Source organism: Halorubrum distributum JCM 10118, assembly GCF_000337335.1.
Taxonomy (GTDB): Archaea; Halobacteriota; Halobacteria; order Halobacteriales; family Haloferacaceae; genus Halorubrum; species Halorubrum distributum.
Genome location: NZ_AOJN01000040.1, coordinates 13,957 through 34,771 on the forward strand (window position 1 = coordinate 13,957; position 20,815 = coordinate 34,771).

Genomic DNA, 20,815 nt, shown 5'->3' on the forward strand with positions numbered 1-20,815 from the left:
CTCCTCCGCGTATGACCGACGACGACCGACGACGCGAGCTGATCGCCGCGCTCACCGCCGCCGACGCCGTCCGGTTCGGCGAGTTCGAGCTGTCGCACGGCGGCACGAGCGACTACTACGTCGACAAGTACCTCTTCGAGACCGACCCGGACGCGCTCCGCCTCGTGAGCGAGGCGTTCGCCGACCGCCTCGCGGACACGGACGCGAAGCTGGCGGGGGTCGCCCTCGGAGCCGTCCCCCTGGTGGCCGTGACGGCTGCGGAGCTGGGTCGGCCGTACGTCATCGCCCGCAAGCAGGCGAAGGAGTACGGCACGGGCAACCGGATCGAAGGCCGGCTCGACGACGGCGAGGAGGTCGTCGTGATCGAGGACATCGCCACGACGGGGCAGTCCGCGGTCGACGCGGTCGAGGCGCTCCGCGAGGCGGGCGCGACCGTGGACCGCGTGCTCGTCGTCGTCGACCGCGAGGAGGGCGCCGCGGAGCGTCTCGCCGACCACGACGTCGAGCTGGAGTCGCTGCTCACGGCGACGGAGCTGCTCGACGAGCGCGACGCGGAGTAGTCCGCGGCTTCCCCTTTTAAACCGACCTCACGCTTCCGGCGCCTCCACCGTCGGCACCGCGACCCGGTCGAGCACGTCGGCGATCACGTCGCGCTCGTCGACGTCGTTGACCGCCGCGTCCGGCGTCAACACGAGCCGGTGCGCGAGCGTCGGCTCCGCGACGCGCTTCACGTCGTCGGGCGTGACGAACTCGCGGCCGGCGAGGAGGGCCGCCGCGCGGGCGGTCTCGAAGAGCCGCTGGGTGCCGCGCGGGGAGACGCCGGCCTCGACGCGGCGGTCCTCGCGGGTCGCCCGCGCGAGCGCCGCCGCGTAGCGCAGCAGGTCGTCGTCGACCCGCACGGACTCGGGCACCTCCCGCAGCGCGGCCACGGCGTCGGGGTCGAGCACGCGGTCGACCGTCGGCGACTGCTCGACGCGCCCGGCGCGCCGGCGGAGCAGCTCGAGCTCGCCGTCCTCGTCGGGGTAGCCGATCGACGTCTTGATCGTGAACCGGTCGAGCTGCGCCTCCGGCAGCGGGAACGCGCCCTCGCTCTCGACCGGGTTCTGCGTCGCGATCACGTAGAACGGGCTCGGTAGCTCGTGGGTCTCGCCGTCGACGGTCACCTGGCCCTCCTCCATCGCCTCCAGCAGCGCGGCCTGCGTCTTCGGCGGCGCGCGGTTGATCTCGTCGGCGAGGACGACGTTCGCGAAGATCGGCCCCGGGGAAAACGAGAAGGAGCCGTCGCGCTCGTCGAACACGTTGGTGCCGGTGACGTCGGCGGGCAGGAGGTCCGGGGTGAACTGGATCCGCGAGAACTCCAGGCCGAGCGCGGTCGCGAACGAGCGCGCCGAGAGGGTCTTGCCGGTGCCGGGCACGTCCTCCAGGAGGACGTGGCCGCGGGCGAGGATGCCGAGCGTGACGCGGTCAAGGAACTCGCGGTCGGCGACGACCGCGCCGCCGACCTCGTCGACGACGCGGGAGCAGGCGTCGGCCGCTTCGGGGACGTCCATACCGACCGCACGGGAGCCGGGCCGAAAAGCGTTGTCGGCGGGAGGGCGGAGTACCCGAGGAGGAATCGCGGTGCCGCGCCGCGACGGCGATCGAAACGCATAACAGCGGAACCGGCCAACGTCGGAGTGAGCCGAGGTAGCCTAGCCTGGCCAAGGCGGTAGATTCGAAATCTACTGTCCATTCGGACACCGGAGTTCAAATCTCCGCCTCGGCGCTTCTCTCAGTCCCGCCCGGCGAGCGGCGGCACCGTCGCCGCCGAGAACGAACTGCCCCGAGCGACGCCGCTACGCGATCAGCGCCGCCGCGAGGAACATCCCGCCGGCGGCCGCCGGCGGGATGGTGAGGTTGTCGTCGACGGCGACGCCATAGATCAGCGGCGGGAGCCCGTCCGCGATCGCCGCGGGGATCGCGCCGGCGAGCGCGACGATCACGCCCGGGTCGGGGCCGAACTCGGGGATCGCGTACGGGACGGCGATCCCGAAGCAGACGAACACCATCGCCGCCACCACTGAGAGCCGCTTCGGCTCCGTCGCCGCGTTCTCGCCGAGGCCGCCGCTTATCGGGTCGCCGACCGAGAGCATCCACATCGCGGGCACGGCGAACACCGGCGCGAACGCGAGCGCGGCCGCGGCCATCCCGACCTGATACAGCGCGTAGCCCGCGACACCGTCGGCCTCGTAGTCGCGGACGAGCGCGTCGTACAGCGGGTCGAGCGGGCCGGCGGAGCCGGAGAGCCGCAGCGCTTCGAGGAGCCCCGCGACCGCGACGCTGAGGATCATCAGCCGCCCGGTCGTCTCCCAAGAGATCCAGCCCAACAGGTACGGGACCGGGTAGAGGGTGCCGCTCGCGTGGACTAGCCGCCGCTCGAACTCCACGCGCTCGCGCCACGCCGCGGCCGGGAGCGTCACCCCTCAGTTCCCCGCGGTCTCGACGTCGGTGTCGACCGCGTCGTACCGGTCGGCGACCGACGCGAACGGCTCGCCCTCGCGCAGCGCGGTCAGCTCGTCGGCCAAGTCCGCGACCGGGACCCGGACCTGCGCCGCGGAGTCGCGTTCGCGGAGCGTCACGGTGTCCGGGCCGTCGCCCTCGATGCCGTCGCGGTCGACCGTGACGCAGAACGGCGTGCCGACCTCGTCCTGCCGGCGGTAGCGGCGCCCGATCGAGCCGGAGTCGTCGTACGCGACCGCGAGCCCCGCGGCCCGCAGGTCGGCCGCGACCTCGTCGGCCAGCGCGGTCAGCCGGTCGTCGTTCGTCACCAGCGGGAAGACGGCGGCGTCCTGCGGCGCGACCGCGGGTTCTAAGGAGAGGTAGGTGCGCTCCTCGCCGTCGACCTCGTCCTCGCTGTACGCGTGCGCGAGCAGCGTCTGAACGGTGCGGCCGACGCCGAACGACGGCTCGACGACGTGGGGCGTGATGTGCTCGCCGCTCTCGGTCACCTCCTCGACCGAGAAGTTCGCGACGTCGGCGTCGACCTCGCGCGTCTTCCCGTTCACGTCGACCGCCACCGTCTCGCCGTCGAACGAGTCGGGGTCGCGCTCTGCGAGCGTTTCGAGCGCCTCGGCGACCGCGGCGGCGTCGCCGCCGAACTCCGGCCCCAGCACGGACATGTCGGGGTCGACGGTCGCGCGTTCGACCGTCTTCGGCTCGTCGTAGCGCTTGAACACCGTGAACGCGTCGTCGCCGTACTCGTCGTGCTTCGAGAGGTCGTAGTCGCCGCGGTACGCGAAGCCGGCGATCTCGATCCAGTCGCCGCCGACCTCGCTCTCGGCGTCCCAGCAGTCGGCCGCGTAGTGGGCGCGCTCGCCGGCGAGGTGCTGGCGGAAGCGGAAGCGGTCGAGGTCGACGCCGACGCGCTCGTACCACTCCTGGGCGACGCCGAGGTAGTAGCCGACCCACGGGGAGCCGATGACGCCCTCGTCGACCGCCTCGCCGACCGTCGTGTCGAGGTAGTCGCCGTCGTCGGCCTCCTGCTCGGTCGCGGGGTACAGGCGGACCTCGACGTCGCGCACGCGGTCGAGCGGCGGCTCGTCCTCTTCGGGATCGATGAACTGCTCCAGCTCGGCCTGCGTGAACTCGCGGAGGCGGAGCAGCCCGCCGCGCGGCGAGATCTCGTTGCGGTAGGCGGGACCGATCTGGGTGATCCCGAACGGGAGGTTCCCCCGGGCGTACTCCTTCAGTCGCGGGAACTCCACGAAGATGCCCTGTGCGGTCTCCGGGCGGAGGTACCCCGGCTGGGCGTCGCCCGGGCCGATGTCGGTCGCGAACATGAGGTTGAACGCCTCGACCGGCTGGCCGGCGAGCTCGGTGCCGCACGCGGGGCAGGCGATCCCCTCCTCGGCGATCAGCTCGGCGACCTCCTCGCCGGGCAGCGCCTCGGCGTCCTCAACGTCCGTGGCGTCCTCGACGAGGTGGTCGGCGCGGTGGGACTCGCCGCACTCGGGGCACTCGACGAGCATGTCGTCGAACCCCTCCAGGTGGCCGGACGCCTCGAAGACCGCCTCCGGCATCACCGTCGGCGCCTCGATCTCGCGGTTCCCCTCGCGGATGGTGAACCGGTCGCGCCACGCGTCCTCGACGTTCCGCTTGAGGGCGGCCCCCTGCGGGCCAAACGTGTAGAAGCCGGCGGTGCCGCCGTACGCGCCGTTCGAGCCGAAGAAGAACCCGCGACGCTTCGCGAGTTCGGCGAGCGCGTCCGCGGCCATCTACAGCCCCTCCAGCAGGTCCACGTCGCGGACGATGCCGTCGAGGTCGGTGCCCGAGACGAGCGGGACCTGCTCGATGTCGTTGCTGATGAGCTCCTGGGCGACCTCTTTTGCCGTCCGCGTGGCGTTGACCGTGATCAGTTCCTCGGTCATGAAGTGGCGGACCGCCTCGGCGGGGATCTCGACGTTCCGGGTCGGGAGGTAGCGCGCGCCGGTCGCCTTGATCCCCTCCCAGGACCACTCGGAGTCCTGCTCGGCGATCGAGTCGCCCGTGCTCGCCTCGCCCTCGACGACGCGGGCGACCTCGAGGATGTCGACCTCGGTGAGCATCCCCGCGACCGCGGCCTCGTCGTCGAGGACGACCGCGTACGGGACGCCGGAGAGCGCGATCTCGCGCTCGGCGACCGGCAGCGGCGTCCCCGCGTGGGTCGCGTTGACCTCGCGCGTGGCGAGCTCCCCCACCTGCGTCTCGCCGTCGACCTCGCCGCGGGCGATGGCCCGGACCACGTCGGTGACGGTGAGGATACCGACCAGCTCGTCGCCGTCGACCACGGGGAGCCGGCGCGACCCCTCCGCGACCATCGTCCGGGCGGCGTCGACGATGTCGTCGTCGGCCCCGGCCGTCGGGACCTCGCGCATCAGCAGCGCGAGCTGGTCCTCGTCCGGCTGGTCGATCAGGTCGTCGCGCGTGACGAGCCCGCGGTACACCTCCTCGCCGCCGGCGTCTTTCACGACCGGGACCGACGAGAACCCGTGTTCTTGAATGTACTCCAGCACGTCGTTCCGGCTCCCGGGAATCTCGACGACGACGAGCTCCGAGCGGGGCGTCATGGCGTCTGCGACGTTCATGCCCGCCTTTCAGCGTGCCACCTCTTGTATACTGCGAAGGTGTGCGGAGCCGGACCACTGACCCGCGGCGTCGGAACGGCGGCGGAGCGACGACGGATCGGCGGCAACCGGTGCCGTCCGCCGGCGTACCGCGAGGGGACGCGAGCCGATGAGAAACTCGACACGTTCGGGCACATCGTCGGCCGAGCGACGGTTTTTCGGGAGATGCGCCGGCGGACAGTCCCCGGAATCTCCGATCCGACGGTCGACGTCGGTCCGGTTCGCAACTCTTATACGTACTGTGAACTATTCACAACCATGTCACGGAGTTCCACCCCATGGGACGAGCCGGACCCCGACCGTCGCCGGACGGCGCTGCCGACGGATCCGGCGCTCGACGCCGCCGACGCGCCGGACGTGATGGCGTCCATCGACTCCTCGTCGTCGCGGCCGGAGCTCGTCATCGCGGACGTCTCGCGGGAGGACGCGTGGGTGTCGGTCGACGAGACCGACGCGACCGTCCTCGAGGAGTGGTGTTGAGCGCGTAGCGGCCTCGAACGCCGCCCGCCCCGGATCCGTTTCGCGGTTCGACGTTACTCCGGACGGAGCCCGCGCGCCGCCTCCCAGCCGCGGAGCAGCGACCCGATAGTTCGGCAGGTCGGCGTCGAGACCCCGTGGCGGTCCGCCCGGTCGACGACCGCGCCGTAGACGGCGTCGACCTCGGTGCGGCGTCCGTTCGCGACGTCCTCGTACATCGACGACCGGTTGGCGGCGGTGTCGGCGGCGACGCGCTCGACGGCGGCGACCGCGCGGTCGTCGACGAGGTCGACCCCGGCCGCTCGGGCGACGCGGGCCGTCTCGCGGGCGGCCGCGCGGGCGACGCCGCCGGCGGGCCCGTCGAGTGTCGGTCCGTTCTCGGTCCGCGCCAGCGCCGAGGGGCCGTTGATCCCGGCGTTGACCGCGAGCTTCTCGAAGCGGCGCGCCGGCATGTCCTCGGCGACGACCGTCTCGATACCGGCCGCGTCGAAGGCTGCCCCGACCCGCGCGGCCGCCGGGCTCGCGCCGCCCGAGAGCGCCCCGACGGCCACCTCGCCGACGCCGGTACAGGTGACCCGGCCCGGCTCCGCGAACCGGGCCCCGTAGCTCGCGGTCCCGGCGAGCACCGTCGCGTCGAGCGCGGCGACCAGCCGCTCCTCGGTGAGCCCGTTCTGGAGCGAGCAGACCGCCTCGTACTCGCCGGTCGCGAGCGCGCGGGCGGCCGCGTCGGTGTCGTACGCCTTCGTCGTGACCACGGCGAGGTCGGCGGCGCGGTGCGTCCCGTCGGTGAGCGCGCGCGGCGTGACGCGGACGTCCACTTCGCCGTCGATCCGGAGCCCGTCCTCCCGGATCGTCCGCATGTGCGGGTCGCGCCCGACGAGCGTCACGTCGTGGTCGCGCGCCAGCAGCCCGCCCACGAGGCTCCCGAGCGCGCCGGCGCCGTAGACGAGCACCTCCATGGGAATACCACGCGCGTCGACCGAAATAGGGGTACCGGTCGGGCGGGTCGGGGACGGCCGGAACGGCCGGCTCAGCCCTTCAGTCCGCTCCCGGTCAGCGGCACGACCACGTCCTCGTCGGGACCGATCTCGCCGCGCTCGCGGAGAACCCGGAGCGCCGCGGGCGCGACCGCGCAGGTCGGCTCCGTGTAGAAGCCGGCGGCGTGGAGCCGGTCGAGTTCGCGCGTCGCGGCCGCCTCGGTGACCGCGAGCGCGTCGCCGCCGGTCGCGTCGATCGCCTCGCGGATCTCCCGGTCGCGGACCGGCTCGGCGATCTGGATCCCGTCGGCCGCCTCGTTGACCGCGCCGTCCGGGGCCGCCGCCTCCGGCCCGTGGAGCGCTCGGACGATCGGCGCGACGCCGGCCGCCTGCGCCCCGTAGAGCCGCGGGACGGAGTCGACCCAGCCGGAGCGTTCGAGCCGCCGGAACCCCCGGTAGGCGCCGAGGAACAGCGTCCCGTGGCCGAGCGGCGTCACGACCGCGTCGGGGGCGTCCCAGCCGCGCTGGAGCGCGATCTCGTACGCGACCGTGGCGGTCCCCTCGAAGAACGCGGGGTTCCAGGCGTGGCTGGCGTACCAGGCGGAGTCGCCGCCGTCGCCTACGCCGGCGTCCGCGTCGTCACCCTCGGCGTCGTCCCCCTCACCGAGCGCCGCGATACACGCGTCCGTCACGTCTCCCCGGCTCCCCTCGATCCGGACGGGCTCCGCGCCCGCCCGCCGGATCGCGCGGAGCTTCGACTCCTTGACGTCGGCGGGGACGTAGATCTCGGCGTCGATGCCTGCGCGGGCGGCGTAGGTCGCGATCGCGGCGCCCGCGTTGCCCGAGGAGTCCTCGACGACGCGCTCGACGCCCAGCTCGCGGGCCCGCGTCAGCGTCGTCGTCGCGCCGCGGTCCTTGAACGAGCCGGTCGGGAAGACGTACTCCAGCTTGAACGACGCGTTCCAGGGAGGGCGGTCGGTCCCCCCGTCCCCGGCCGGTTCGCGCCCCTCGTCGGCGTCGACGAGCGGCGTCATCCCCTCACCGAGCGTCACGCGGTCGCGGAGGTCGTCGCCGACGGCGAGCAGGTCGTCGAACGCCCACAGGCCGTCGCGCGCGTCGAACGCGTCGGGGTCGGGCGCCGCGCCCTCGGGCGTCGGCGGATCGGCGAAGTCGAGCGGAGCGCCGCACCGACAGCGCCAGCGGTCGCGGTACGTCTCGCCGCACTCGGGACAGCCGAGCCGGCGGGGACCGGTCGCCGCCGGCCCGGAACCGTCGGAGTTCCCCATCAGTACTCGTCGACGTTGGTGCCGATCGAGCAGACGTACTCGCCGGCGGCCACCTGCGGGAGCCGGCGCGTCCGCCAGAAGATCCCGTCCGTGTCGGCGGTGACGCGGCCCTCCAGGGCGCCGAAGGTGTCGGTCACCTCGAAGAGGACGTCGCCGGCCGAGACGCGCTCGCCGAGTTCGCGCTCGAAGCGGACCAGGCCGCCGGCGGGCGAGCCGTACTGGTCGAAGCCGCGGGCGCGCGTCTGCGATTCGAGGGACGCGTCGCCGTCGAGGAACCCGTAGTGGCGGAGCACGTTGAACACGCCCTCGACGCCGTACCGGATCGACTCCTCGTCCCAGCCGACGCAGCCGCCGAGCTCGGGGTCGACGGTGGGGATGCCGTGCTCCGGGCCGGCGCGGGCGAGCTGACCGTCCGGGCCCTTGATGTCGAGGACGTGCCCGCAGCCGAACGCCTTCGCGAGCTCCAGGCACTCCCCGTGGAGGCGGTGGCGGACGCCGCAGCGCACGCGGGTCTCGTTTATCATCCGGCTCGTCGACCCCTGGTGGAGGTCGAGGATGTAGTCCGCGCGTTTGGCGATCTGAAACGTCTCGTAGGCGATCCGCTCGCTGGTCGTCCCGTCGGCGTCGCCCGGGTAGCCGCGGTTCATCTTCCGGTCGTCGACCGGGTTCCGGTGTTCCGCGGCCTGGAACGCGAAGTGGTTCACGATGCCGACGACGAGGACCGACCCGGACAGCTCGGCCGGATCGAGCCGCGGAACGACGCGGTTGACGACGCCCAGCCCGTTCAGCTCGTCGCCGTCGCTCACCGCCTGGACGTACAGCGTCGGCCCGTCGGCCGCGCCGTTGACCGCGGCGACCGGCAGCCGAACGGGGCTCCCGTCCCGCATCTCCCCCACCTCGAGACGGCCCGTGTCCGTCTCGCCCGGAGAGGCGCGGGCCGTTCCCAGCGTTATCATTACGCGGAGGTGGGGCGGCCGGGACTTTATCCGTTCGGTCCGCGGCGATCCGGCCGACGCAAGCTTTATCGCCGCTTTCCGTCAATGAGAGATACCCACAACCGCCGCGGCGCCGGTCCCCCGTCCGTCTCGACGACCGCGGCGAGTCCCCATGAGCATCGACATCGACCCGCTGCGCGAGGCCGACGGGATCACCGTCACCGACCACATCGAGAACACGCAGTTCGAGGTGTACACCGACCGACCCGTCGAGCCGCGCCGACGGCCCGAGTCGGACCACTACTTCCCGGTCGACGCCAGCGTCGCCGTCGAGACCGGATCGATCGAGATACCGCGCGTCGCGGTCGTCGAGACGCGCGCGGGCGACGGGACGCTCCTCACCCACGGCGACTGCTACACGATGCCGGACGGGACGTACCACGTCGGGATCAACCCGGCGCCGACGAAGCTGTACCTCGCCTTCGACTCCGGGTTCTCAGTCTCGACGACCGACCGGACCACTCGGATCGACCTCGACACGCCGGGCGCCGTCGGGCTCGGGTTCCGGTCGCTCCACCAGACGCCGGCGGGGACGATCACCACCCCCACGGACCCGGAGTCGCTGATGGGCGCCGTCTCCCTGCTCGGCTCCGCGCTCCAGACGACGAGCCCCGAGCGGTCGTTCCCGACCCTGCGGGGCCACCCGCCGCTGGTCGAGCCGGGCGACGAGTTTCACGCACCCGAGCGTGTCGAGCCGGTCGACAGCGGCGTCCGGATCGTCGTCCCGCCGGAGTACCGCTACCTCTACCCCGTCGTCTCGCTGGCGTACTACTTCGCGGCCGAGGTCGTCCCGGGCGACGCCCCGCGGATCGAGGGCGACGGGTGGTCGTACCCCCTCGAACCCGGGTTCGAGGCGCGGACCGCGCAGGTGCTCAGGCAGTCGTTCCACATGGACTGTCTCGCCCGCACGGAGGGGTTCTACCCGGTCGACCTCCACGAGCGCGAGACGACCGACCTCGACCTCGACTGGGAGCGGCTGTACGACCTCCCGCTCGCGGCGCGGCTCGGCGAGTACCTCGACGTCCCGTTCGAGGCGGTCGAGCCGGAGCTTCCGCAGTGGACGCTGACGACGGACGTCCGTCCCGACCCGGCGAACGTGGAGATGCTCCCGTTCGTCGCCGGCGAGCTGTCGATCGTCCGCTCGCCGGAGACCGTCACGCCGGTGGACGACGACGGCGGCGTCGGCGTCGGCTTCTTGGGCGGTTCGGACCGGAGCTCGTCGGCGGCCACGAGGCGAGAGGTCCCGGTCGGCGGCGTCGCGCCCGACGGCGGCGCCCTCGGCGACGCCGAGTTCGTTCGCGGCGCCGCGAGCGCGGAGGCCACCCGCGGCGCGGACGCCTCGGCAGACCGCGGCGCCGTCGCGGCACAGACCGACTTCGTTCGGCCGGAGCCGGTCGACACGGTCGAGCACGCGTGGGTCGGCGACGGCGTCCCGCTCGACGCCAACAAGGCGACGCTCGACGCGTACCACCGCCGGCTCGAAGCGGGCCAAGTCGAGCAGTCGCGCATCTCCGTCCTCGTCGTCTGTAACGACGAGCAGATGCGAGAGGAGGGCAACGTCGCTGACCTCTACGGGCTCCGCGACATGGTCCAGTTCGACATCGAGGTGCGCCACGACCTCACGCGCGCGGAGATGCGCGAGACCCTCGAATCCGACGTGGACTTCCTCCACTACATCGGCCACGTCGACGACCGCGGGATGCAGTGCGCCGAGGAGTACCTAGACCTGACCGACGAAGACCTCGAAATCGGCGTCAGCGCCTTCCTGCTCAACGCCTGCCAGTCTTACCAGCAGGGCGAGGCCTTGGTCCACCGCGGCTCGCGCGGCGGCATCGTCACCCTCTCCGACGTGGCGAACTCGCCCGCGACGACACTCGGCCGGATCATCGCCCGTCTGATGAACAGCGGGTTCAACCTCCGGACCGCGCTCCACGTCGCGAAGCGCGAACTGATTACAGGTCATCAGTACATCGTGGTGGGGGACGGGGGAACGACGATCTGTCAGAGTCGGAGTGGAGCCGCGCTCGTTTTGAATATGGATCAGCGACCTGACTCAAGTTGGGATATATCGACGGAAATCTATCCTAATGGACCATACGGCCTCGGATCGATGAGTTCACTAAATTTAGGGACAATTAGCAAAAACTACTATGTCCCAAATGGAATTTCAGCGACAAGTATATCTCCTGATGAAGTGTATGATTTCTTACAATTAGAGACAGTACCAGTATTTAGTGACGGCGGTCTGACTTGGAGTGACGAGCTACTATCGTCTAGGGACCGGGATTAACTGTAGCCATATTTGCCGCCGCGGGCGCCGCCTGCGTCAGCAGCAGGAGGGCGGTGAACAGGACGCCGGCCATTTTCGGGTGCTCTGCCACGTAATCTGCCACACTTTCGTGCATATTCGAAAAGTATCAGGATAAATAAATATTAAGATTGTTCTGCGGTTGAGTAACAGAGATATTTGAAATGTGTTTTTATTGTATTAAATTAACAGGCCCGTGAGAGCCGGAGAATCAGGCGTTTGCTGGGCTCACAGATGACCGATGCTGATCGCGCTCGCGACGCCGACCGAGGACCGCGTTTTTTCACCGCGCGGCGCGGAACGGACCGTGCCATGACCGACATCGAAGCGGCGATCCGAGAGGCGTTCGAGCACACCGAGTACGACCTCGGCGACGTCGCGGTGAACCGCCGACAGATCCGCGTGCCGGTGAGACAGGAGGGCGCCGACCCCGACGCGCTCCGAGCCGTTATCGAGGAGGCGCTCGGCGCGGACGCGCTCGCCGCCGTGACGGTGACCACGGAGCGCATCGCCGGCGAGGACACCGTCGGCACCGTCGTGTCGTTCCGCTACCGGGATTGACGCGGCCGACGGGCGGGCCGAGACCCGAGCACGGTGCCCGGGCCTGCGACGCGATACGGTTAACAGGGCGGTACCCGTACACACGGATCATACGATGACGGCCGAGGTGAGACACGACGGCGCACAGTACCTCGCCGGCTCGCCCGTTCGGGTCGCGATACTCCGGGCGCTGCGCGAGGAGCCGCGGCGCCCGGCCGAGCTGACCGACGCGGTCGACGCCACGCGAACGACGGTCCAGCGGATCCTCGGAGGGTTCCGCGAGCGCGACTGGGTCGTGAAACGCGGCGCCGCCTACCGGGTGACGCCGACCGGAGAACGCGTCCACGACGCGTACGAGACGCTGCTGACGGAGGTCGAGCGCGGCGACCGCTACGGTCGGTTCGCCGAGACGGTCGAGCGCGTCGGCGTCGACTTCCCCGCGGAGGGGATCCCCGACAGCGACCTCACGGTCGCCTCCGACCAGAACCCGCTGGCGGCCGTCGACCGCCTCACCGACCTCTTACGCGAGAGCCGCGGGGCCGAGATCCGGGCCGTCTCTCCGGTCGTCCTCCAGCAGTTCAACGACGCGGCGGCCGCGGCGCTGGACGGCGGCGCGAGCGTCGAGCTGATCATCGACCGCGACGTGGTCGACGCGTCGGTCGCGGAGTTCGGCCCGGCGACCGACCGCGCGCTGGAGGACGACGACGCGACGGTGTACGTGAGCGCCGAATCGATCGAGTACGGGCTCGTCCGCTGTGACGACGTCGCGTGCGTGACCGCGTACGACGAGCGGAACAACCCGCGGTGCGTGCTCGAATCGACCGACGAGACGGTGGTCGACTGGGTCGACAACGCGTTCGCGTCGCTTCGAGACGACGCGACGCGGCTCTCGGCGGTCGTCGAACGCGCCTGAGAAGGGGAAAGCGACCGCTACGCGTCGTCGCTCGCGGCGTCGTCGTCGCCGGGCGCCTCGGTCGTCGCGTCGTCGTCCGGGTCGAAGTTCGCGGGAACGACCGTCGGGTGGTCGATGCCGACGGAGGGCGTGGTGGCGCTCATGGCTCTACGTGAGTGTACGCGACTCTCACCCTAAAGATTACCCATAGGCATAACGCATCCGGGCGCGGGCCCCGGATGCTCAGTGGTTATACGGCCGCTACGCGACCTGTTCGTCGTACAGGTCCTGCGCGTGTTCGATCGCCTCTTTCGCCGCCGCTTTGTCCTCCCAGCCGAGCGTTTCGACCTCCTTGCCGGCCTCGAGGTTCTTGTAGGTCGCGAAGAACTCGTCTATCTCGTCGAGGGTCTGCTGGGGGATGTCCTCGAGGTCTTCGATGTGATCGAATCGGGGGTCCTCGGTCGGCACCGCGATCACCTTGTCGTCCTGCTCGCCGTCGTCGTCCATCTTCATCATGGCGACGGGGCGGGCCTCGACGACGCAGCCGGGGAACGTCTGGTCCTCGACGAGCACCATCACGTCGAAGGGGTCCTCGTCGTCGTAGTACGACTGCGGGATGAAGCCGTAGTCGTACGGGTAGTGGACGTTCGAGTGAAGCACGCGGTCGAGCACGACGCCGGGGATGTCCTTGTCGTACTCGTACTTGTTCCGCTCGCCCTTGAGACACTCGACGACGGCGTAGATCTCGTCCGGCGCGTTCGGTCCCGTCTCGAGATCCTCCCAGAGGTTGGCCATGTGTCCGTTGGTGGGTGGAAGTCGGCCAAAGTCCTTTCGGGATCGCGCGAGCGCGTCGGTCACCGATCCCCGTCGCAACGACGGAGGGCCGGCGCCACTGACCCCCGTCGCAACGACGGGAGACCGGCGCCACCGAACCACGAGGAGCCGAGGTCACGAAGGGGGACACCGGGCGAGGCCGGATCTCCGCGGTTTCGATCGTGAGCCGTACGCCGAACGCGACCGACGATCCCTCGGTCCACCCGCTGAAAGCGGAATCGATCAGTCGAACGCGTTCCATCGCCGGATACCACGAGCGTCCGCCGAGAGACCGTCGGTACCGAGAGATCCGGACAACCGTGCGAGGTTACGCATCGCAACGGTCGTGAATGTTGAGAAAGATTATAAGTTCGGGTCCCTTCCCGTCAGGCATGTCAGAGGCACAAACAGTCACTGATGAATCGACGGCGGCAAGCGATCTAACGGCGTTCCAGCAGAACATCCTCACCATCCTCGCCGAGGAGCCGATGTACGGCCTCGCAATCAAGCGGGAGCTGGAGGCGTACTACGGCTCCGAAGTGAACCACGGCCGCCTGTACCCCAACCTCGACGACCTCGTCGACCACGGGCTCGTCGAGAAGAGCGAACTCGACAAGCGGACGAACCAGTACGAGCTCACCGACGAGGGCCACGACGTCGTCCTCGGCCAGATCGAGTGGGTCCTCGACCGGTTCGTCACCGACGAGAAACGCGCGGACGAGGTCCGCGCGCTGCTCGAGTGAGCCGGAGCGCCGGCGCCCGCGCGGTATCGGTTTCCAACTGAAATTCTGGCACACGGCGCGGCGAAAGCCGCGTTCTCTTTCCGCTGAGCGACCGCTACGTCGAACCGTCGTCGTCGGCCGACTCTCGGTCGTCGAGGGCCTCGACCGCGACGGACTCGTCCACGTCGGCGGCGACGGACTCGATCACGGAGAGCGATTCCTCAACGGCGGCCAGCTGCTCGTCGGTCGGCCAGCCGTTCCGGACCAGGTACTCCTCGCGGAACTCGGCGCGCATCTTCGGGGTGGCGTCGTCGACCGGGCGGACGTAGTGGTTGCTCATGAACGCCGCGAACGTCTCCGCGGTCCGGGCGTGGACGTCCGCCTCGCGCTCGGCGACCGCCTCGGCGACCGCCTCGTTGTACGCGGCGACCTCGCGGTAGCGGTCGGCGTCGCCCGGCCCGGAGAGCGACACCTCGACCGCGCGGTCGGTGTCCTCGACGCGGTCGAGCTGGACCGTCCCCTCCTCCATCCACTCGTCGGGGTACAACACGAGCGCGTCGTCCTCGTCGCGGACGCGCGCGGTGTAGCCGTACTCGGCCGCGAGCGCGTCGCGCCGCTCGCGGTACTGGTCGGCCGCCTGCTCGATCTCGGGCGTCGGCTCCGCGGACTCGGCCTCGCGGGCGAGCCGGGTGAGCCGCTCGGCCTCGTCGACCGCCTCGACCGGGACGTCCGGGACGCGCTCCTCGTCGCGGTTGGGGGACTCCGCGGCGTCCGCGGGGTCGTCCGCGTCGGTGGGGCCGTTCGCCTCCGCGTCTTCTTCCACCGCCATCATCTCCCGCGCCCGTTCCTTCGCCCACTCCGGCGGTTCGTCGTCAGTTCGCGTCATCGAGTGCCTCGTTCGCCAGATCGTCGGCGCGCTCGTTTATCTCCCGCGGTACGTGGGCGATCGACCAGCGGTCGAACCGCTCCAGCAGCTCCCGGGCGCGGACGCGGCGCTCGCGGAGCTCCGGGTCGTTGGCGTTCCACTCGCCGCGGACCTGCTTGACGGTCAGCTGCGAGTCGCCGCGGACGTCGACGGCGTCGAAGCCGTACTCGTCGGCAGCCTCCAGCGCGCGGATCAGCGCGGCGTACTCGGCCTGGTTGTTGGTGGCGCGGCCGATCCGCTCGCCGCCCTCGGCGACGACCCCGTCGGACGTGACCAGACACCAGCCGACCGCGGCCGGGCCCGGGTTCCCGCGGGAGGCGCCGTCGAAGTAGACGTGCGCGCGGCCCCCGCCGTCGCGCAGCAGGGCGGTCAGTCGGGTGGGGTCGCTCCCCTGGACGACGACCTTGTCGTCGTACGCGACCGCGACGGCCCCCTCGCGCTCGGCGCGCCACCGCTCGTGGGGGGTGTTCCCCTCGTCGATCCGGACGCCCTCGCCCGCGAGTCGCTCGCGCGCGGCGGTCGGGTCGCAGTCGATCGTCGGCATTCGTCCGGGTTCCGCGCCCGGCGGACAAAGGGCTGTCCGTCCGGGGTCCGCCGTTCGTCGGGGGCGAACCGAACCGTGACAGCTACCCGCACGGTAACGAACTTTTAAGTAAAACCGATTGGATAGCATATAAATGCGATGACACGGCCCACCCGGCAACGGGATCACGACCGGCAGCGCGTGGGGGACGAAGAGGCCGAGGAAGACGAGATCGACGTCGAGGAGGTCGAGGACATTGACGAGTTGGACCCCGAGGACTTCGATCCGGAGGACCTCACCCGGACGGCAGACGGGGAGCTGATACACGAGGAGACGGGGATGATCATCGAAGACGAGCAGATCGATCCCGGCCCGGAGTGGCGCGCGTTCAACCACAACGAGCGGCAGGAGAAGTCGCGCGTCGGCGCCCCGACGACCAAGACGATGCACGACAAGGGGCTGACGACGACGATCGACTGGAAGGACAAGGACGCCTACGGGCGCTCCATCTCCTCGAAGAAGCGGTCGCAGATGCACCGCCTGCGCAAGTGGCAGGAGCGAATTCGGACGAAGGACGCGGGCGAGCGCAACCTCCAGTTCGCGCTCTCGGAGATCGACCGGATGGCGAGCGCGCTCGGGGTGCCGCGCTCGGTACGGGAGGTCGCGTCCGTCATCTACCGACGCGCGCTCAACGAGGACCTCATTCGGGGGCGCTCCATCGAGGGCGTCTCCACCGCGGCCCTGTACGCCGCCTGTCGCAAGGAGGGCATTCCGCGGAGCCTCGAGGAGATCTCCGAGGTCTCGCGGGTCGACCGCAAGGAGATCGGCCGGACGTACCGCTACATCTCCCAGGAGCTCGGCTTGGAGATGCGCCCGGTCGACCCGAAGAAGTACGTCCCGCGGTTCTCCTCGGAGCTGGAGCTCTCCGAGGAAGTCCAGTCGAAGGCCAACGAGATCATCGAGACGACCGCCGAACAGGGCCTCCTCTCCGGGAAGTCGCCGACGGGCTACGCCGCCGCCGCCATCTACGCGGCCTCGCTGCTCTGCAACGAGAAGAAGACACAGCGCGAGGTCGCCGACGTCGCGCAGGTCACCGAAGTCACCATCCGCAACCGGTATCAAGAGCAGATTGAGGCGATGGGAATTCACAGTTAGGACGGTCTCGCGGTCGCTTCTCTCGCTTCCCTGCTTTCGCTTCCGGGCTTCGCGTTCCGCCGCGCCGGAAACGTTCAAGCCGGTGCGCCGCCAACGCCGACCCGAATGCGGCTCGACGAGTTCATCGAGTTCGAGGCGAACGAGCGCGCCGAGCGGCGGCGCCTCGCCGCGGAGAAGGACTACGGAATCTTGGACCACCTCGACTCCTTCGAGCGGCGCTTCGACGAGCACGTCTCCGACGACGCCGTCGTCGGCAGCGTCTCGCCCGCCATCTTCGTCGGCCGCGCGGACTACCCGAACGTCTCGACCGGGCTGCTCTCGCCGGTCGGCCGCGAGGAGCGCGCGGCGGCGTTCGAGACCTCCGCCGCGTGGTACGACGAGGGGGTCTCGATTTCGGACGTGTTCGACCGCCGGACGAGCCTGCTCAACTCGACCCGGGGCGTCGACGTCGCGGACGCGGGCGCGACCGGCGGGGTGAAGTCCGTCGGCGGCGGGAGCGGGCCGGCCGAGAGCGTCCACGACGCGTGGGACGGCTGGCTGGGCGTCCAACGCGAGGTCGCGATCGCCGACCGCCCGGTCGACGTGGAGATCGGGCTCGACGGCCGCCCGGACCTCGACTTCGAGGTCGGCACGGAGGACATCAAGACGCCGACCGGTCCGCGCGCCGCGGCCCGGACCGCCGACCTCGGCGAGAATCCCCACGTCCCGCGGCCGGTGAAGAAGACGCTCGAAGACGACGACTGGCGCGCCGAGGGGGCGATGACGTACCTCTACCGCCGCGGGTTCGACGTGTACGAGATCAACACGATCCTCTCGGCGGGCGCGCTCGGGCAGGGCGAGAACCGGCGGCTCGTCCCGACGCGCTGGTCGATCACGGCCGTCGACGACACGGTCGGCCAGTTCCTCCGCGGCTCGATCCGCGATCACCCGACGATTGACCGGATCGAGGTCCACCGCAACGAGTACCTCGGCAACGCGTTCTGGGTGATCCTGGTGCCGGGACAGTGGGAGTACGAGCTCGTCGAGATGAAATCGCCCGGCTCGATCTGGAATCCGGATCCGGAGGCCGGCGTCTACCTCGCGGCCGCCAGCGAGGGGCGCGAGGGGCGGACCAGCTACGTCGAGGAGACGGCGGGCGCCTACTACGCGGCCCGGCTCGGCGTCCTCGAACACCTCGACGACCGCGGCCGGCAGGCGAAGGCGCTCGTCTGCCGCCACGTCTCCGACGACTACTGGGGCCCGGTCGGCGTCTGGCAGGTGCGCGAGGCCGTCCGCAACGCGTTCGAAGGCGAGTTCGGCGCCGCGGAGACGTTCGGCGAGGCGGTCCGCGGCGTCGCCGACCAGCTCCCCGTCTCGCTGGGGCGCCTCCGGCGGAAGTCGACGATGGCCGCCGGGCTCCAAGCGAACCTCGCGGACTTCGTCGACGCGGACTGACCGGCGGCACGACGGCTCCCCGCCCCGATCGCTTTAGTTACGCCGCCGAGTGGGCGGCGTATGGTCTCTCTCGTCCCCGCGTTCGGCGGCGTGCCCGGCGGTCCGGAGCTGATAATTATCCTCGTTATCGCCGTGGTCCTCTTCGGCGTGCCGCTCGTCCTCGTCGCGGGCGCGGTGGTGTACCTCGCGACGCGCTCCGACGACGAGACAGCGAACGGCGAGACGGCGGACAGCGAGACGGCTGACGACGACCGGATCGCGGAGCTGGAGAAGGAGGTCGAGCGCCTCCGCGAGCAGGTCGGCGACGAACCGGACGAGCTCGAGGAGGAGGAAACGGAGAGCTCATAATTGCTCGAAGCGGTCGGCGCGCGCCGCCGAGCGCCCACCGGGCGCGAGGAGCGCGTGCGAGGGACGCGGCGACCGGAGCGAAGCGGAGGGAGCCGCGAGGCTGGGGAGGCGTGAGGTGCGGGGCGGTGCTGTGCGGGGCGGGACACAAAGGGGCAGTCGGGAGGCGGGCGCAGGCGACGTAAGCACTGGAAGGAGCGAGTGGAACGAGCGACTGAAGCGCGCAACGAGCGTGCGCCCGCCTCCCGACTGGGGCTTTGGCGGTGTCAGCCGTGAGAGGGGTAGGCCGTCGGTATCGGACCGACCGGTCTCCACCACCGACTCATCGCGGGACTACCTCCTCTCAGTCCTCGGCCCAGTAGTACAGCTCTTCGCGGGGCGCGTCGCAGTTCGGACAGTTCTCGGGGAGCTCCGTGCCGATCTCGCCCATCTCGCCGCACTCCCAGCAGCGCCACATCACGTAGGCGGTGCCGAACACGTCGCGGGCGTCGGTGAGCGTCAGCGGCTCCGAGCCGGACGGCGCCGAGACGTAGAAGCCGTCGTCGTCGACGCCGCGGACCGACCCGAGCTTCTCGCCGTCCTCGTTGTACACGGACTGGCCGATACTCACGTCGGCGAACACGGGTTCTTCGGAGGCCATGTGCGGGTGTACGTGTTTATCACTTATAATTGTGATAGTAGGTAGCACGACACGCACTCGGGAGAGAAGTGGCAATCACCGCTCGTGCCGACGACGGATCGGCTGTGGATTTCGCCGAGACCCCAGTTGCTCGCTTATAAATGACCGCCAGCAGATCGGCTGCGAACACCGCCAAAGCCCCAGCCGGGAGGACGGCGCACACTCGTTGCGCTCCTCGGTCGCTCACTCCGTTCGCTCCCTGCGGTGCTTGCGTCGTCTGCGCCGTCCTCCCGGCTGCCCCTTTGAGTCCCGCCCCGCACCGCACAGCAACCGCACCTCACGCCTCCCCAGCCTCGCGGTTCGCGCTCTTCGAGCGCTCACCGCGTCCCTCGCGCGTGCTGCTCGGCCGCGAGACGGCCTCGCAGGCACGCGCCACCGCACAGCAAACCGGTGGCTCCACGCCGGCGGTAATCACACGACGAACCGAAAATTCGGCTCAGAAGATCTGAAACGACCGCTTCAGGCGACCGGCGTGCGCTCGACGACCGTGCCGTCGACGGTCGGGTACTGCTCGACGATTTCGCCTTCGTCGAGGTCGCCGTCCTCGACCATCTCCTCTAAGAGCCACCACGCGACCTCGACGTGGTCCGACTTCACGGTGTAAAACTCCTCGGGAACGCCGAGCGCCTCGAACCGCTCGGGCTCGGCGAACGCCTTCCCGTAGACGAGCGTGCCGTCGTCGGTCACCTCGTCGAACTCGCGGCGGATGTTCTTCGCCATGCGCTTCAGGCGGTTCCGGTGTTGCGCGGCGTCTTTGAACACCGACGTACAGAAGTACACCTGCTCGTGGCTCGCCATCTCCTCGAGGATGGCGTCCTTCGACCCCTCGACCGCGGACATGTGCCCCTCCTGGAGCTCGAACCCCTCCTCTTGCATCCGGCGGTAGTTCCCGTCGGACATCTCGAACTCGTTGATGTTACAGAACTCGGCGGCGCCCTCGTCGAGGAACTCCAGGAACTCCGGCTCGGCGCGAATTCCCGGGATCTCGAAGGCGGGGGTGAGCCCCTCCTCGCGGGCGATGTACAGGATCTCTTCCCACTCGGTGCCGTGCATGTCGCCCCACAGCTCGACGGGCGGGTGGAAGCGGATCTCGTCGAGGCCCGCCTCCGAGAGCTTCCGCATGTTCTCGCGGCCGCCCGTAATTCCGGTGTAGAGGTGGGTGTGGTGGTCCTCGCCGAACTCGTCTTTCAGCAGTTCGAGGTACCGGGTCGTCTTCGCCATCGCCTCCTGCGGCTCACCGCCGGTGATCGAGGTGCCGAGCGCGCTCATGCGCTTGGCCTCCTCGATGACGTCCTCGTCGGACTCGACTTTCCGCTCGTTGGCGTACACGTCGGTGACGTTCTTCCGGTTCTCTCCGAGGGGGCAGTAGAAGCAGTCCCGCTGGTCGCAGTACCCGTAGACGAAAAGCACCATCTTCCCGCCCTTGGCGCACTGTTCACAGCCCTTGGAGATCATCTACCCCTTCCTACCGGCTGCGGCCTCAAAAAGCGTCCGAACCGCACGCTCCCGGGAGATCCGTTGGCACGGCCGCGGATTCGGCGGTTCGACGCCCAGCCGAGCGGCGCCGAAGCGGAGGTGAGCGAACACAAAGTATGTACCCCCG

The 20,815-nt window shown here is 70.1% G+C and carries 23 protein-coding genes and 1 tRNA gene; 10 read left to right on the forward strand and 14 right to left on the reverse strand.

Translation table 11 applies throughout. The features are described from left to right. Positions 1–11 precede the first annotated feature (11 nt). Positions 12–560: an orotate phosphoribosyltransferase gene (gene pyrE / locus C466_RS06890; RefSeq protein WP_004598151.1), complete on the forward strand. Its 549-nt coding sequence runs from the start codon at positions 12–14 to the stop codon at positions 558–560. Between the two features lie 27 nt (positions 561–587). Here the strand turns inward: pyrE and C466_RS06895 are convergent, their stop codons facing one another. Next, positions 588–1,550: an AAA family ATPase gene (locus C466_RS06895; protein ID WP_004598152.1), complete on the reverse strand. Its 963-nt coding sequence runs from the start codon at positions 1,548–1,550 to the stop codon at positions 588–590. A gap of 130 nt (positions 1,551–1,680) precedes the next feature. On the opposite strand from C466_RS06895, the gene C466_RS06900 reads away from it, so the two are divergent. Further along, a tRNA-Ser gene (locus C466_RS06900) sits at positions 1,681–1,765 on the forward strand. Between the two features lie 70 nt (positions 1,766–1,835). On the opposite strand, the gene C466_RS06905 is transcribed toward C466_RS06900, so the two are convergent. From C466_RS06905 to C466_RS06915, 3 genes are read right to left on the reverse strand one after another with little or no spacing between them, the layout of a single operon-like run. Next, positions 1,836–2,459, reverse strand: coding sequence for a hypothetical protein (locus tag C466_RS06905; protein ID WP_004598153.1), 624 nt, complete (start codon positions 2,457–2,459; stop codon positions 1,836–1,838). 3 nt (positions 2,460–2,462) lie between these two features. Next, positions 2,463–4,253, reverse strand: a complete 1,791-nt coding sequence (gene glyS / locus C466_RS06910; protein ID WP_004598154.1) for a glycine--tRNA ligase — start codon at positions 4,251–4,253, stop codon at positions 2,463–2,465. Then, entirely contained in the window at positions 4,254–5,102 is an 849-nt protein-coding gene (locus C466_RS06915) for a CBS domain-containing protein (RefSeq protein WP_004598155.1), read from the reverse strand. A gap of 297 nt (positions 5,103–5,399) precedes the next feature. Here C466_RS06915 and C466_RS06920 point away from each other — a divergent pair, with 297 nt between their 5' ends. Further along, a complete protein-coding gene (locus C466_RS06920; protein ID WP_004598156.1) occupies positions 5,400–5,621 on the forward strand; it encodes a DUF7556 family protein in 222 nt (73 codons plus the stop codon). A 53-nt stretch (positions 5,622–5,674) separates the two neighbouring features. Here C466_RS06920 and C466_RS06925 read toward each other — a convergent pair whose 3' ends face one another. From C466_RS06925 to C466_RS06935, 3 genes are all read right to left on the reverse strand, one after another. Beyond that, on the reverse strand, positions 5,675–6,577 hold the full coding sequence (locus C466_RS06925) for a ketopantoate reductase family protein (RefSeq protein ID WP_004598157.1): 903 nt from the start codon (positions 6,575–6,577) through the stop codon (positions 5,675–5,677). A gap of 71 nt (positions 6,578–6,648) precedes the next feature. After that, on the reverse strand, positions 6,649–7,881 hold the full coding sequence (locus tag C466_RS06930; RefSeq protein WP_004598158.1) for a pyridoxal-phosphate dependent enzyme: 1,233 nt from the start codon (positions 7,879–7,881) through the stop codon (positions 6,649–6,651). Beyond that, on the reverse strand, positions 7,881–8,837 hold the full coding sequence (locus C466_RS06935) for a succinylglutamate desuccinylase/aspartoacylase family protein (RefSeq protein WP_004598159.1): 957 nt from the start codon (positions 8,835–8,837) through the stop codon (positions 7,881–7,883). Before C466_RS06935 ends, C466_RS06930 begins: the two co-directional genes overlap by 1 nt. Positions 8,838–8,988: 151 nt before the next feature. On the opposite strand from C466_RS06935, the gene C466_RS06940 reads away from it, so the two are divergent. Beyond that, a complete protein-coding gene (locus C466_RS06940) occupies positions 8,989–11,166 on the forward strand; it encodes a caspase family protein (RefSeq protein WP_004599621.1) in 2,178 nt (725 codons plus the stop codon). Here the strand turns inward: C466_RS06940 and C466_RS17635 are convergent. Continuing rightward, positions 11,150–11,281 carry a DUF7503 family protein gene (locus tag C466_RS17635; RefSeq protein ID WP_449271999.1) on the reverse strand — a complete coding sequence of 44 codons (132 nt, stop codon included), beginning with the start codon at positions 11,279–11,281 and terminating at the stop codon, positions 11,150–11,152. The two genes, C466_RS06940 and C466_RS17635, sit on opposite strands and share 17 nt — an antisense overlap. A 215-nt stretch (positions 11,282–11,496) precedes the next feature. On the opposite strand from C466_RS17635, the gene C466_RS06945 reads away from it, so the two are divergent. Together C466_RS06945 and C466_RS06950 are read left to right on the forward strand one after the other, a co-directional pair. Next, on the forward strand, positions 11,497–11,745 hold the full coding sequence (locus C466_RS06945; protein ID WP_004598161.1) for a hypothetical protein: 249 nt from the start codon (positions 11,497–11,499) through the stop codon (positions 11,743–11,745). 94 nt (positions 11,746–11,839) lie between these two features. Continuing rightward, positions 11,840–12,637, forward strand: a complete 798-nt coding sequence (locus C466_RS06950; RefSeq protein WP_004598162.1) for a helix-turn-helix transcriptional regulator — start codon at positions 11,840–11,842, stop codon at positions 12,635–12,637. A gap of 17 nt (positions 12,638–12,654) precedes the next feature. On the opposite strand, the gene C466_RS17455 is transcribed toward C466_RS06950, so the two are convergent. Next, a complete protein-coding gene (locus C466_RS17455) occupies positions 12,655–12,780 on the reverse strand; it encodes a hypothetical protein (RefSeq protein WP_275039470.1) in 126 nt (41 codons plus the stop codon). A 97-nt stretch (positions 12,781–12,877) separates the two neighbouring features. Further along, positions 12,878–13,411, reverse strand: coding sequence for an inorganic diphosphatase (locus C466_RS06955; protein ID WP_004598163.1), 534 nt, complete (start codon positions 13,409–13,411; stop codon positions 12,878–12,880). Positions 13,412–13,821: 410 nt separating this feature from the next. Here C466_RS06955 and C466_RS06960 point away from each other — a divergent pair, with 410 nt between their 5' ends. Beyond that, the gene (locus C466_RS06960; RefSeq protein WP_004598164.1) at positions 13,822–14,172 is read left to right on the forward strand and encodes a PadR family transcriptional regulator; all 351 of its coding nucleotides are present in this window, start codon (positions 13,822–13,824) and stop codon (positions 14,170–14,172) included. A 94-nt stretch (positions 14,173–14,266) separates the two neighbouring features. Here the strand turns inward: C466_RS06960 and C466_RS06965 are convergent, their stop codons facing one another. Then, positions 14,267–15,037, reverse strand: coding sequence for a DUF7108 domain-containing protein (locus tag C466_RS06965; protein ID WP_004598165.1), 771 nt, complete (start codon positions 15,035–15,037; stop codon positions 14,267–14,269). Further along, positions 15,024–15,620, reverse strand: coding sequence for a ribonuclease HI (gene rnhA, locus C466_RS06970; RefSeq protein WP_004598166.1), 597 nt, complete (start codon positions 15,618–15,620; stop codon positions 15,024–15,026). The genes C466_RS06965 and rnhA overlap by 14 nt, the downstream gene beginning before the upstream one ends. 138 nt (positions 15,621–15,758) lie before the next feature. On the opposite strand from rnhA, the gene C466_RS06975 reads away from it, so the two are divergent. The 3 genes from C466_RS06975 to C466_RS06985 all read left to right on the forward strand — a co-directional run bounded on the left by C466_RS06975 (position 15,759) and on the right by C466_RS06985 (position 18,536). Further along, positions 15,759–16,754: a transcription initiation factor IIB gene (locus tag C466_RS06975; protein WP_049902322.1), complete on the forward strand. Its 996-nt coding sequence runs from the start codon at positions 15,759–15,761 to the stop codon at positions 16,752–16,754. A gap of 105 nt (positions 16,755–16,859) precedes the next feature. After that, positions 16,860–18,188, forward strand: coding sequence for a DNA repair protein NreA (nreA, locus tag C466_RS06980; protein ID WP_004598168.1), 1,329 nt, complete (start codon positions 16,860–16,862; stop codon positions 18,186–18,188). 60 nt (positions 18,189–18,248) lie between these two features. Beyond that, positions 18,249–18,536, forward strand: coding sequence for a hypothetical protein (locus C466_RS06985; protein ID WP_004598169.1), 288 nt, complete (start codon positions 18,249–18,251; stop codon positions 18,534–18,536). Positions 18,537–18,876: 340 nt separating this feature from the next. Here C466_RS06985 and C466_RS06990 read toward each other — a convergent pair whose 3' ends face one another. Together C466_RS06990 and C466_RS06995 are read right to left on the reverse strand one after the other, a co-directional pair. Further along, positions 18,877–19,173: a DUF7130 family rubredoxin-like protein gene (locus C466_RS06990; protein ID WP_004598170.1), complete on the reverse strand. Its 297-nt coding sequence runs from the start codon at positions 19,171–19,173 to the stop codon at positions 18,877–18,879. Positions 19,174–19,671: 498 nt separating this feature from the next. After that, positions 19,672–20,667: a radical SAM protein gene (locus tag C466_RS06995; RefSeq protein WP_004598951.1), complete on the reverse strand. Its 996-nt coding sequence runs from the start codon at positions 20,665–20,667 to the stop codon at positions 19,672–19,674. Between the last annotated feature and the right edge of the window lie 148 nt (positions 20,668–20,815).